11 protein-coding genes and 1 rRNA gene are annotated in these 12172 nt (G+C 61.0%); 5 read left to right on the forward strand and 7 right to left on the reverse strand.

The window, feature by feature from the left end; translation table 11 throughout:
- Positions 1-40 precede the first annotated feature (40 nt).
- A complete protein-coding gene (locus tag HBO24_RS21265) occupies positions 41-565 on the forward strand; it encodes an SET domain-containing protein-lysine N-methyltransferase (RefSeq protein ID WP_115127400.1) in 525 nt (174 codons plus the stop codon).
- On the opposite strand, the gene can is transcribed toward HBO24_RS21265, so the two are convergent.
- Positions 562-1206: a carbonate dehydratase gene (can, locus tag HBO24_RS21270; protein WP_057442066.1), complete on the reverse strand. Its 645-nt coding sequence runs from the start codon at positions 1204-1206 to the stop codon at positions 562-564. The two genes, HBO24_RS21265 and can, sit on opposite strands and share 4 nt — an antisense overlap.
- 151 nt (positions 1207-1357) lie before the next feature.
- Between can and HBO24_RS21275 the strand changes: the two genes are divergently transcribed.
- Positions 1358-1762 carry a serine kinase/phosphatase gene (locus HBO24_RS21275; RefSeq protein WP_128593256.1) on the forward strand — a complete coding sequence of 135 codons (405 nt, stop codon included), beginning with the start codon at positions 1358-1360 and terminating at the stop codon, positions 1760-1762.
- A 90-nt stretch (positions 1763-1852) separates the two neighbouring features.
- On the opposite strand, the gene rimI is transcribed toward HBO24_RS21275, so the two are convergent.
- Complete coding sequence (gene rimI, locus HBO24_RS21280; protein WP_057442068.1) at positions 1853-2305, reverse strand: ribosomal protein S18-alanine N-acetyltransferase; 453 nt, start codon at positions 2303-2305, stop codon at positions 1853-1855.
- Positions 2298-3050: an energy transducer TonB gene (locus tag HBO24_RS21285; protein ID WP_170060244.1), complete on the reverse strand. Its 753-nt coding sequence runs from the start codon at positions 3048-3050 to the stop codon at positions 2298-2300. The genes rimI and HBO24_RS21285 overlap by 8 nt, the downstream gene beginning before the upstream one ends.
- 229 nt (positions 3051-3279) lie before the next feature.
- On the opposite strand from HBO24_RS21285, the gene mksB reads away from it, so the two are divergent.
- The 3 genes from mksB to mksF are packed head-to-tail and all read left to right on the forward strand — an operon-like array spanning position 3280 to position 8085.
- Complete coding sequence (gene mksB / locus HBO24_RS21290; RefSeq protein WP_057442070.1) at positions 3280-4557, forward strand: Mks condensin complex protein MksB; 1278 nt, start codon at positions 3280-3282, stop codon at positions 4555-4557.
- Positions 4547-5248, forward strand: a complete 702-nt coding sequence (gene mksE / locus HBO24_RS21295; RefSeq protein ID WP_057442072.1) for an Mks condensin complex protein MksE — start codon at positions 4547-4549, stop codon at positions 5246-5248. The genes mksB and mksE overlap by 11 nt, the downstream gene beginning before the upstream one ends.
- On the forward strand, positions 5245-8085 hold the full coding sequence (gene mksF / locus HBO24_RS21300) for an Mks condensin complex protein MksF (protein WP_170060242.1): 2841 nt from the start codon (positions 5245-5247) through the stop codon (positions 8083-8085). Before mksE ends, mksF begins: the two co-directional genes overlap by 4 nt.
- 85 nt (positions 8086-8170) lie before the next feature.
- Here mksF and HBO24_RS21305 read toward each other — a convergent pair whose 3' ends face one another.
- The 4 genes from HBO24_RS21305 to rrf form a co-directional block, all read right to left on the reverse strand.
- Entirely contained in the window at positions 8171-10474 is a 2304-nt protein-coding gene (locus tag HBO24_RS21305; protein ID WP_115127396.1) for an MlaD family protein, read from the reverse strand.
- Positions 10467-11090 (reverse strand): paraquat-inducible protein A, encoded by a 624-nt coding sequence (locus HBO24_RS21310; protein WP_057442078.1) that lies wholly within the window; start codon positions 11088-11090, stop codon positions 10467-10469. Before HBO24_RS21310 ends, HBO24_RS21305 begins: the two co-directional genes overlap by 8 nt.
- Positions 11077-11736, reverse strand: coding sequence for a paraquat-inducible protein A (locus tag HBO24_RS21315; protein ID WP_170060243.1), 660 nt, complete (start codon positions 11734-11736; stop codon positions 11077-11079). Before HBO24_RS21315 ends, HBO24_RS21310 begins: the two co-directional genes overlap by 14 nt.
- Positions 11737-11898: 162 nt before the next feature.
- A 5S ribosomal RNA gene (gene rrf / locus HBO24_RS21320) occupies positions 11899-12014 on the reverse strand.
- Positions 12015-12172 lie beyond the last annotated feature (158 nt).

Below are 12172 nucleotides of genomic sequence, written 5' to 3' on the forward strand. Positions count from 1 at the left end.
AGCAACACCAGGAGGTCGATGCAGCCCGACAAGGAATGCTATGAAAACCCAGATCATGGAAGAGGCGCCTGCTGCGGCCAGTGACTGTCTGTACCCCTTCGCAACACTGTTGGCGAAAAAAGGTTACCCCTCGCGTCAAAACTTTGAGGTGGTACACACCCGCAATGGGCGCGGAACCGGGATCAAGGCCAAGGTGGCCTTCGACAGCCGTGTGCGAATCGCCAAAATTTCCGGGCACGCCCTGGGTGAACGGCGTTTGCACACGCTGCAGGTGTCTTCACGCATCCACTTGTACGACCCGTGGTTCAGCGGCCTGCTCCTGCATTCGTGCGATCCGAATGTGTTCCTCGACATCAGCGAGCTGGAGCTATGGTCGATCCAGGCCATCCGCCCTGGCACGCTGCTGACCATGGATTACGCCACCACAGAGGATGTGCTGTACCGGCAGTTCCCGTGCCGTTGCGGCGCGGGGAACTGCCGGGGCTGGATCACCGGCATGAAAGAGCCGCTTAACCAGCAAGGCCAACTGTTTATGGAACAGTGGCGCCAGCGCAAACGCTCTTAAAGGGCCTCCACCGGACGCAGGCGGTACTGCGGCGGCAGTTGCTCGAAGCCGGTGATGGTGGCGTTGAGGCTTTTCCAGCGGCCGTCCTTGATCCCGTAGATGCACCCGTGGATCGACAGGCTCTGCCCGCGATGCCAGGCGTTCTGCACGATGCTAGTGTGACCGACATTGGCGACTTGCTGGATGACATTGAGTTCACACAGGCGATCGACACGTTCTTCTTCGGTAGGCAACTGGGCCAGTACTTCGCGGTTCTCGTAGTACAGGTCGCGGATCGACCGCAACCAACCGTCGATCAGGCCGAACTGGCGGTCCTGCATCGAGGCGCGCACGCCGCCGCAGCCATAGTGGCCAGTGACCAGGATATGTTTGACCTTGAGCACATCCACAGCGTACTGGATCACCGACAGGCAGTTGAGGTCGGTGTGCAGCACCACATTGGCCACGTTACGGTGCACAAACAGGTCGCCGGGCAACATGCCGACGATCTCGTTGGCCGGCACCCGGGCGTCCGAACAGCCGATCCACAGGTATTCCGGGGTCTGCTGGCGGGCGAGCTTGGCGAAGAATTCGGGATCTTCCTGTTTGATCGCATCCGCCCAGCGTTCGTTGTTATCAAGCAGGTCTTGTAGTTCGTTCATCAGGGAAAGCCTCAGGAATGATGCGCAGCTTTGACAGACGACCGCCCGTCCGGGTCACGCCGTCTATAAAGATAGCCGGTCGGTAATGACTTGAATCTTGGGGCGCCCTGCCTGTCCACACACTATAAGCCCCACAGTATGAGGATTGACCATGACTGAATCACGACGTCCGTACGGCGCTACGCAGCCCGAACCGATTGATGACAACGAAGATCGCATGGGCTCGATGCGGGAGCTGGATTTTGACGAGGAGACGCCGACGGCGGAAATCGGCGATGAGATCCCCCGTGCCGAGCGAGAGCATCTGATGCCCGACGAACGGGTACGCGAGGCTGGGATGACTGGGGCTTCGACGGCGGATCATGAGTCCACGGATGATGATATGAGCCCCGAAACGCTGATTCAGGAAGACGGCGCGCGCGATGCCCTGGAAGAAGGTGAAGACGAACCGGCCGATTGGGACCTGAGCATCGTCGATGAAGATGAGATTGGCGGCGGTAATGGGTTGGATGAGGCAGAGCTGGCGGACATTGATCCGGTCGACGGTAACCGCTGATACAGCGCCAGACTTATGGTGAAGCATGGCGGTGTGGGAGCTGGCAAGCCTGCTCCCACACAAGACTGCTCCCACCCGGGATCGTGTGTGTTAGTCGACCAGGGTGCAGGCCATGACAACTGCGTCTTCGCGGCCACCGACGGCCGGGTAGTAGTCGCGACGACGGCCAATTTCATTGAACCCGTAGCGCTCATACAGGCGGAAAGCCCCGGTATTGCTGTCGCGCACTTCCAGGAAGCACTCCCGTGCATGGGCGGCATACGCCCGCGACATCAGATGCTCCAGCAAGGCCAGCCCCAGGCCACGCCCTTGGTTTTCCGGCTTGACGGTGATGTTCAGCAAATGCGCTTCATCGAGGATGATCTGCACCACGCCGTGGCCCACTTGTTGCTCGCCTTCGAACATCAACCAGATCTGGTACTTGCCCAGCCCATCGAGAAAGATGCCCCGGGTCCAGGGGTGGCTGAACGCCGCGTATTCGATTTTCAGCACGGCGTCGAGGTCAGCCTCGGTCATCGGGCGGAAGGATAAAGCCTCACTCATCGGTTGTTTTCCAGCGCGCCATCAGCCGGCGCATGGCTTGCCAGACATCAGCCTTACGCTGTGGCTCTTCCATTAATAATTCCAGGCCCGGCAAGGCCCAGACCGAGCCCAGGCCTTCGACCTGCAGTTCGCGGTACCAGGCCTCGGCGTCGGCTTCGCCGGCAAACCGCACGGCCGGCAGGCCGATCAGCCACAGGCACACGCAGGGTTCGTCTTCCAGTCGGGCCGAGACAAAACCTTGCACAAAATCACGCGCGGCGTCCGGGCCCTGGTCCATATTGCCGCGCACCAGCAGCGGCCAGCGCACGGGCTCGCCGACGATCTGCGGGCTGTCGGGCAGGCCGGCGGCGCGCAGCATGTCCTTGAGCAGCAGGTAGGCCGGGTCACGCGTCTGGAAGCGCTCGCCGGTCGGCAACTCGACCAGCAACAGGCAACGCCCGGCCCGCAGCAACTGCAGGGCAAAACGCGGTGGCGGCACGACCGGGGCCTTGGCCACCGGGGCCGGGGCATCGTCGGCCACGGCAGCGGGTTTGGGCGCGCTCGACGGGCGTGGTACTTCGATCTTGACCCGCTCCGACGGCCGCACAGGCACCTCGGCCACGGGTTTGACCAGCGCAACCGGCGCCGCCGCTTCCTCACCCGAGGCGTCGAACGGCTCGAAGGCTTCCAGCGCCTGCAGCAGTTCGGGCCGCGACGGCGCGGCAAAGGGCAATTCGGTGCGCGGCAGCCAGTTGACCACCTGCATGGCAGTCAAGTAAGCGCGACGTCGGGACTCGATAAGCAAGGCTCGGCCACTTGTGGATAACTAAAGAGCGCAGATTCTACCGCCCTTCGACGATGATCGCCCACCGTTGATGACTTTCTCTGCATTGCTGACCGCCCATCGCGAACGCGCCCTGACCGGCTGTGGATAAATCCCGCGCCTGATGCAGTACAATCGCTGCTTTTAATTCGCCAACCAGCCGGCCATTCCGATGATCGAACCCAAGCGCGTCTTGCGCGCCCTCGCCGAACACTGGGCCCTGCTTGAGCCACTGTGCGAACACTTCGACCAAGGCACCCTGAGCCTTGGCGAGTTGCGCGCGCAACTGGCCGCCCAACAACTGGACAGCACGCCACAGGACATCACCAACCTGCTGGACGTGTGGATTCGCCTGGATATCCTGGTGCCTGTCGCCAAGAGCCCGAACCGTTTCGAGCTCAACGCGCAGATCCATGACTTCCTGGCCTATCTTCGCAAGGAGCACCGGCTAGGCCTGTGCCTGGAAATCGAAGCCTACCTGCGCCACCTCGAGCGCCTGGCCGGTTATATCCAGGACGCCTTCGACATCCGCGACGGCCACGACCTGGCCCGCCAACTGCGGCTGCTGGACATGCGCGTGCGCGACGTGCTGAAAAAACTCGCCAATGACGAACAGGCCCTCGCTGCCGTGGCCGACCGGGCCAAGACCAGCGACCGGCAGATCCCGTTGCGCCAGCGTTATGCCGAGGTCCTGGCGACCTGGGACGAGTACGTCGAGCCGATGATCCAGCTGGTGAACGCCGACGGCGCCTTCGAGCAAGGCGTGCGCAAGGTAGAGAACGTGCTGTTGCGCATGCTCACCGAGCAGCAACGCCTGGGCCACCTGGTGGACGACGACATGTTGCTGCGCACCCACGCACGCATCCTCGAAATGCAGACCAGCGCCCAGTTGACCTTGCGCCATGCCCGGGAACTGCTGCTGCCGCTGCGCGAAGAAGCGCGCCGGCACAACGCCGTGACCCGTGGCGCAGCGCTGGCCCTGTCGGCGATCCGGCGCAAGGGCCTGGACGCGGTGCCGCAAGCGGCGATGCCGATGTTTACCCGGCCACAGAGCACCTTCCTCGGCAGCGCCAGCCAAGTGGAAGCCTATGTGTATGCCCTGGCGAATTTCGAACCCAAGCCGGCGCGCTTCCCCAAGGCCCACAAATCCCACAAGGGCGAAGCCCAGCGTGCGCCGCGCACGGTCAAGGAGATGCTCGAGCGCTGCGAAGACGCACTGCCGATGCCCGACCTGATGACCTGGCTGCTGGAACAGGAACCAGACGGGGCCACCGACGAGTTGCTGTACTGGTTCTCGCGTTTGTCGCGGGAGAAGCGTTTCAAGCGCGAGCGCCTGGAACGCCGGGATTACCATACTCACGAGCACCAGGTCAGCCTGCGCTCATTCGCCCTGCTCCCGGCCAGCACCGACGTAGCCGAGAATTCTGCGAGCACACCTTATGCATCTTGATCTATCCGAACTGTCCCAGCTGGCGCCGATCTTTCGCGAGCTGTTCAAGGGTTACCACGTCAGCCGCCGCGACCCGGAGCTGTACGCGCAACTGTCGAACTTCCAGGACCAGTACCGCACGCTGTTCAAGGCCCTGGGCTTTGAGTTGGTATGCGATACCCGGGGTTTCTACTACTTCGTACCCGACTCGGCCATCGCCAGCGCGCAGGTGAACAAGACTGCGCAACGCCTGGCGCTGTTCACTTTCATCATTGTCGAGCACCTGGCCGACCAGGGCCGCGACCCGATTGCCGTGCTCGACGGCGGCAGCCTGGGCCGCGATGAACTGCCCTCCTTGCTGGAGAAGTACCGCGACCTGTTTATCCAGGCCGAAGTGCAGACCCAGGAAGAACTGGAAGAAAAAATCATGCGCCGCATGACCCAGCTCGGGTTTGCCAGTGAAGACAACGGCGTCTATCGCTTCCTGCCGCCGATGCACCGCTTCCTTGATGTGTGCCTGTCGGTCCAGGCCGACCGCGACCTGGCAGCCAGCGTGCATAGCGTGCTGCCGTTGCCAGCGCCGGTGATCATCGACGAAGACAGCGATGAAAAACTGCTGCAGACCGATGACCCGCTGGACTTGAGCGAATTTGAAAGCGAAGAAGATGCCCTCGCCCGCGCCATTGCCGAAGAACAGGAGACCGATGCATGAGCAAGGAACGCTACGGCATTCGCCGCTTCGCCCTATTGAATACCGCCGGCTACAGCCTGGGCCTGTTCCCGCTGGAAGAGCCGCTGTCGGTGTATGGCGCGAACAACCTCGGTAAGTCGGCGTCGATCAACGCCTTGCAGTTCCCGATCCTGGCGCGCATGTCGGACATGAGCTTCGGCAAGTACACCCTGGAACAGTCGCGGCGCTTCTACTTCGCCACCGACACCAGCTACATCCTCGTCGAAGTCTCGCTGCCCCACGGCCCGCACGTGATTGGCGTGGTCGGCCGCGGCCCGGGCGGTGGTTTCGGCCACCAGTTCTTTGCCTACGCCGGCAAGCTGGACCTGGCCCACTACCAGAAGAACGACACCTGCCTGCGCCAGAAAGAGCTGTTCACCAACCTTGAGCGCGAGGGCCTGAAGGCTTACGAGCTCAAGCCCGATGAGCTGCGGCGCTTGCTGGTCGGCGGCCATACCTCGATCCCGCTGGACCTGACCCTGATTCCGCTGCGCTCCACCAGCGAGCAAAGCCTGAAGACCTTCCGTGCGCTGTTTATCAACCTGCTGCACATGCGCGAAATCACCGCGGCCAAGCTCAAGCAGCTGTTCCTCGATGCCTTCGAACACAGCCTGCGCTCCGGCAGCGTGGATTACATCGCCGCGTGCGAAGAAGCGTTCCGCGATGTACGACGCATGGAGCAGGACTACAACTCCCTGGTGGCCGCCGGCCCTCTGGTGGAGGCGCTGTCCAACGGCGTGAAGCAGCGGGAAATCCTGCGCGGCAAGTTGCATCGCCTGTCGCCATTGCTCGACTCACTGCTGGGCACCTGGTCGGACTACGCCAATGCACGCAAGGAAGAGCTGACGATCCAGGCCGAACACTACCGCAACGAGCAGGACGCGCTGCAGAACGATCAGCGCGGCGGCACCCAGGAGCTGATGCGCCTGGAGCGGGAAATCAGCGGCATTCAACGCTGGCTGGGCGAGTTGTCGGTGCTAAAGCATCGCTTTGCCCTGGTGGATGATGTCAAGGTCCTGGAGCAGCAACTGCTGGCGGCCAAGGATGCCCACGACGAACTGGCCGGCGCCCTGGCGCAATCGCGACAGTTCAGTGCCGAGGACCTGGACGAACGCCTGCGTGACCTGGAAAAACGCCTGAAGTCGGTCAAGCAGCAACTCGATCACGCCGACAACAACAGCTACGCCAAACTGCGGGAAGAATTCTCACAGCAGGACGTCGAGCGTCTGATGCGTCTGTTCAACAGTTCGTTGTTCAGCCTGCCGCTGGGCGAGCATGGCATCACCCTGGATGAAGACGGCCAGTGGGTCAAATCCCTGGAGCTGATCCTCGATGGCTTCACCGGCGAGCGCTTTGAAGTGCCGGGGCTGTCCATCGACATCTCGCACATCGAGCCGCCGGCCTTGCAGGCCCTGGCGGACCGCGCGGCGTTGCGCGACCAGAAGGAGCGCCTGGAAAAAGAACTCAAGCAACTCAAGACCCAGCAGGTCGTGGCCTCGGACCGCGCGGCGAGCAAGACCCAGACCGAAGCCCTGTACCAGCAGGTACTTGATGCGCAGAAAGCCCTGGAAGACTTCCGCCGCGCCCAGACCCTGAGTGCCGAGGAAGGCGAGAAACTGGAAAACCTGGCGCAGATGGAAGCGGCCCAGGATGAACTGAAGCGCTCCAGCGATGCGTTCACCGAACGCGTCCAGCAATTGTCGGCCAAGCTGCAACTGGTCGGCCGGCAGATCGGTGATATGGAAGCCAAGCAGCGCACCCTTGATGACGCCTTGCGCCGTCGCCAGCTGCTGCCGGCCGACTTGCCGTTCGGCACGCCGTTCATGGACCCGATCGACGATTCCATGGACAACCTGCTGCCGCTGCTCAATGACTATCAGGACAGCTGGCAGGGCTTGCAGCGCGCTGACGGGCAGATCGACGCGCTGTACGCCCAGGTGCGCCTCAAGGGCGTGGCCAAGTTCGACAGTGAAGACGATATGGAGCGCCGCCTGCACCTGTTGATCAATGCGTATGCGCACCGTACCGACGAAGCCCTGACCCTGGGCAAGGCACGCCGTGCAGCGGTGACGGATATCGCGCGGACCCTGCGCAATATCCGCAGCGACTACGACAGCCTTGAGCACCAGTTGGCCCTGTTCAACCGCGAGATCAACAAGCGCCAGGTATCCAACCTGCAAAGCTTCCGTATTGTGTTGGCGCCGAACAAGGAAGCGCTCAAGCATATCGACCAGATCATTCACAGTGCCGGTCAGTATGAGGAAGGCGAAACCCTCTCGGTGTTCGATCTCAGCCAAAGTGCCGAGCAGGACAACAAGAACGAAGAGGCCAAGGAATACCTGGCACGCCTGGTCGCTGCCAACCATAACCAGTTGGGGCTCAAGGACCTGTTCGAACTGGCGTTCGAGATCACCAAGGTCAATGGCCTGCCGATCATTCACACCGACATTGATGGCGCCGCGTCCAACGGCACCACCATGACCATCAAGGCGCTGACCAACATGTACTTGTTGCTGCACTTGATGGACCGCGACCAGGCCGGTCGCGTGCGCCTGCCGTACTACCTCGACGAAGCGGCGGATATCGACGAGAAGAACCAGGCGGCACTGCTGGAGACCAGCCTGCAGCTGGGCTTTGTGCCGATCCTGGCCAGTGTGAAGCCGCAGGTCTCCGCCCAGGTGGCGATCGACCTGGAAGGCGGCAGCGGGCCGAACGGGATCTACATTGATGAGGCGGACTGGAAGTACATTCGCCGGCATGATGCGGTGAAGGCGACGGTGAATGTGCAGGCGGATGAGCCGGAGTTGGATGAGGTCTGATCCGCGCTGTTGAAATACAAAAAGGCCGCGATCCTATGGATCGCGGCCTTTTTTGTGGGCGGGTTATGCGGTGTTGGTGGGGGCGCTATTTACCCAGGGGGATCTTCGGCGCCCAGATCAGCCACTCGTCTTCGAACTTGTCGAATAACGGGAAAGTCTGCTCGGGCAGCGCCGGGTTGCCCATGCGCTCGCCATCCGGCGTGGCAAAGGCGATACCGCCCTGGACCAGGGTTTCCAGGGACTCGGTGCGCACTGTCGCGCCCTTGAACAGGCCAAAGTCCAGGCCAAAGCCGCTGCTGTTCCAGAAACGGCTACCGCCGCGAACCAGCGGAGCGTATTTGGGCTCGATCAGCACATGGATCAGCACACGGTCAGCGGTCTTGCCCAACTCGTAGCCGGTGACCTTGCCGACTGTGACTTCCCGGTAGGTGACTGGCACGCCGACTTTCAGCGAGCCACGGCGGGCGGCGCTGAGTACCAGGCTCAAGCCGGCTTCTTGCACGTTGCTCTCTGGCGGTTGGGCCAGGGCCACGAAGTTCTTTTGCGCACCGCTGCTTTTCACTGCCGGCAGCACTTCGATGTATTGGCCGGTGACCAGGGTTTCCAGGTTGGCGGTCTTCATCAGGCCCAACTCGGGCTTGACCACCCAGAACTGGCTGCCGGTACGGGCGATCCGCTCAGGGACTTCGGTGATGCGCGCAGTGAGCATCACCGACTGCATGTCCGGGCTCAGGTCAACGCTTTCTATCTTGCCCACGTCCAGGCCTTTGAAGCGAATCGGCGTATCGGTGCGCAGGCCATCGGCGCGGTCAACCTTGATCGTGATCAGGGTGCCACGCTGGGTGGAGGCTTCGTGATCGGCAAACAGGCGGAAACGCGGAATGCGATTTCTCAGCGGTACGTTCGGCTCTGGGGTCTCAAAGGCGATCCCCCCGGCCATCAGGCTTTGCAGGGATTCGCTTTTGACCTGGATGCCGCCGGTGAGCCCGCCGGTCAGGGTCACGCCACTGGCGTTCCAGAAGCGCGTCGAACCGTTGACCAGGCCTTCATATTCCTTCTCGATATGCACGCCGATCACCAGTTGCTTGCGCTTGCGCGAAAACTGGTAGCTCTGCACCGAGCCGACCTTGACCTGTTTGTAGAGGATCGGGCTGCCAACTTCCAGGGAGCCGAGGCTTTCTGTGAGCAGGACCAGGTGCAAGCCAGGGGAGCGCAGGTCCAGCGGTGGCGCCTTGGCCCGGGCCACAAACTCGCGCTGGGGGTTTGCGCCTTTGTCACCAGGGCGGATGGCAATGTAATTGCCCTTGACCAAGGCTTCCAGGCCGGTGATGCCCGCCAGGGAGATGGATGGCTTGACCACCCAGAACTGGGTGCCCTCCACCAGGTAATCTTCGGCCAATGGGTCGAGGGTCAAGTCGGCGCTGGCGCTGGACAGGTCAGAGTCCACCTTCAGGGCCTTGAGGCTGCCGACCTGGATGCCTTTGTACATCACCGGCGTGCGACCGGCTTGCAAGCCCTCGAAGTCACTGAGCTTGACCTTGATGCGGATCCCTGCGGCGGCGGCATCGAAGTCTTCGTACAGGCGGAACGGCAGGCTTGGGTCGGTGGGCGGGCTGTCCTTGCGGTTCTCTGGCGTAGCGAAGGCAATCCCCCCGGCGACGATGCTGGCCAGGGACTCGCTGCGCACTTTGACCCCGGAGAGGTTGGCGTCGATGCTGATGCCGCTGGCATTCCAGAAACGCGTATGTTTGCGCACCAGGCTGGCGTAGGTCGGCTCGATATAGACCTTGATCTCGACCGTGTTCTGATCAGCGGACAGCAGGTAGCTTTTGACCTGGCCGACCTGGATCTGTTTGTAGAACACCGGGCTGCCACGGTCCAGCGAGCCGAGCCGCTCGGCCTTGACCGTCAGGTGCAGGCCGGGCTTGGCGTCGGATAATGGGGGCTCTTCGGAGAGCGCCTTGAATTTACGCGTGGGCTCACCATCGCCGGGGCTGGCGGCGATGTAATTGCCCGAGACCAGGGTTTCCAGGCCAGTAATCCCGGCCAGGCTGACGCTGGGCTTGACCAGCCAGAAGCGCGTATTGGCCTTGAGGTATTGCTCGACATCCTTGTTCATCTCAATAGTCGCAATCACCCCACGATTGCTGCCCTCGTCATCCAATGCCAGGGTCTTGACCTTGCCCACGGTCATGCCTTTGTAGACCACTTCGGTCTTGTTGACCTGGATGCCTTCACCGCTTTCAAAGCGCACCTGGATCTCGATGCCCGTCTGGGTATAGGCGCGCCATCCGAGCCAGCCACCGATCACCAGGGCGATCAACGGCAGTACCCAAATGGCCGACCAGTTCGAAGCGGGGCGGGTTTTAGCCTTTGGCAAATCAGTCATGGTCGTCGTCCGACTCCGTGTTATCCCAAATCAGTCGGGGATCGAAAGTTACTGCGGCAAGCATCGTCAAGATCACCACACTGGCGAACGCCACGGCACCGAGATTGGCCTCGATACTGGCTAGTCGCCCAAAGTTAACGACCGCCACCAGAATGGCGATCACGAAGATATCCAGCATGGACCAGCGACCGATAAACTCGATAAAGCGGTACATGATAATGCGTTGTCTGGCGGAAAGCGGCTGGTGACGTTGCACCGAGAACAGCAGCAGTGCGATGCCTACCAGCTTGAAGGTCGGCACCAGGATACTGGCAATAAACACCACGGCGGCAATCGGGAACATGCCGTGCTGAACCAGTTCGATCACGCCGGACATGATGGTGCTTGGAGCGCCCTGCCCCAGTGAGTTAACCGTCATGATTGGCAACAGGTTAGCCGGGATGTACAGAATTGCCGCAGTAATCAGCAACGCCCAGGTGCGCATCAGGCTGTTCGGCCGGCGCGCATGGACCAGGGCACCACAACGGGTGCAGGTTTGCTCGTCGGTGTCCGGGTCCTGCCTGTTCAGTTCGTGACATTCGGTACAGATCAGAATGCCAGCATCAATCGCCCGCATGTTCGTCCTCCCCGGACAACGCTTGCCAGATCTGATGGGGTGACATCACCACCTCCAGCAGTACCTGGACCATCAACAGGCTGATAAAACAGGCCAGTCCCAGGCCCACGCTAAGGGCAGCCATATCGGCCAGTTTTACAATCGCCACCAGCACGCCCATCAGGTAGACCTCCAGCATCCCCCAATCGCGCATATGGTGATAAATGCGGTATAGCAACAGGCCATAACTGCGGCCTATGTTCCAGCGGATACTGAGCAGCACCGCAAGCTGGCAGAGCAGCTTGAGCAACGGAATGCCCATGCTGCACAGAAACACCACCACCGCCACGCCTTGCATGCCGGTATTGAACAGGGCAACTACACCGCTCCAGACCGTGTCCTGCGAAGACTGCCCGAGTAGATTGAGCTGCATGATGGGTAGAAAGTTCGCCGGGATGTACAGCAATAGCGCTGCGATCACCAAGGCAAGGCTGCGCTCTACGACATTGAAGCGGTGGGCGTACATCTCATAACCACAGCGTGGACACAGGGCCTTTTCACCGTGCGCAAGCTCTGGCTTGCGCATCAGCAAGTCGCACTCGTGGCAGGCAACCAGGTCCTCCAGCGGTAGGTCGGACACCTGGGTGGTATCAACCGGGTCGGACATATAGGACTCTAAGACAAAATGATCAGGTGTGTATTCTAGTGTTCTGGTTCAGAAATAACTGTGCAAATTTGTCGGGATCAAGCGATGGCGATAGGCCAGAACCTTTTCGACCGCCCAAAACAAAACCCCAACTGCTTTCGCAATTGGGGTTTCGGAATTTAATCTTGACGATGACCTACTCTCACATGGGGAAACCCCACACTACCATCGGCGATGCATCGTTTCACTACTGAGTTCGGGATGGGATCAGGTGGTTCCAATGCTCTATGGTCGTCAAGAAATTCGGGTACTGAGTCGTGACCAAATGGTCTCGCTTCAGCAAATTGGGTATGTGACAGCTTTCGGTGTTTTGTGAGATTCGAACTTTCGGTTCATTTCGTCTTCACACACCGCAATCTGATGCTTTTGCTTGTTTCCAAGTCAAGAGTAGTCAAAT

Source organism: Pseudomonas sp. WS 5410 (assembly GCF_012985645.1).
In the GTDB taxonomy this organism is placed as follows: Bacteria; Pseudomonadota; Gammaproteobacteria; order Pseudomonadales; family Pseudomonadaceae; genus Aquipseudomonas; species Aquipseudomonas shahriarae.

Bases quoted from the DNA above. Each gene is read 5' to 3' on its own strand.
- HBO24_RS21265 (WP_115127400.1), top strand. From the start codon at position 41: ATGAAAACCCAGATCATGGAAGAGGCGCCTGCTGCGGCCAGTGACTGT.
- can (WP_057442066.1), bottom strand. From the start codon at position 1,206: ATGAACGAACTACAAGACCTGCTTGATAACAACGAACGCTGGGCGGAT.
- HBO24_RS21275 (WP_128593256.1), top strand. From the start codon at position 1,358: ATGACTGAATCACGACGTCCGTACGGCGCTACGCAGCCCGAACCGATT.
- rimI (WP_057442068.1), bottom strand. From the start codon at position 2,305: ATGAGTGAGGCTTTATCCTTCCGCCCGATGACCGAGGCTGACCTCGAC.
- HBO24_RS21285 (WP_170060244.1), bottom strand. From the start codon at position 3,050: ATGCAGGTGGTCAACTGGCTGCCGCGCACCGAATTGCCCTTTGCCGCG.
- mksB (WP_057442070.1), top strand. From the start codon at position 3,280: ATGATCGAACCCAAGCGCGTCTTGCGCGCCCTCGCCGAACACTGGGCC.
- mksE (WP_057442072.1), top strand. From the start codon at position 4,547: ATGCATCTTGATCTATCCGAACTGTCCCAGCTGGCGCCGATCTTTCGC.
- mksF (WP_170060242.1), top strand. From the start codon at position 5,245: ATGAGCAAGGAACGCTACGGCATTCGCCGCTTCGCCCTATTGAATACC.
- HBO24_RS21305 (WP_115127396.1), bottom strand. From the start codon at position 10,474: ATGACTGATTTGCCAAAGGCTAAAACCCGCCCCGCTTCGAACTGGTCG.
- HBO24_RS21310 (WP_057442078.1), bottom strand. From the start codon at position 11,090: ATGCGGGCGATTGATGCTGGCATTCTGATCTGTACCGAATGTCACGAA.
- HBO24_RS21315 (WP_170060243.1), bottom strand. From the start codon at position 11,736: ATGTCCGACCCGGTTGATACCACCCAGGTGTCCGACCTACCGCTGGAG.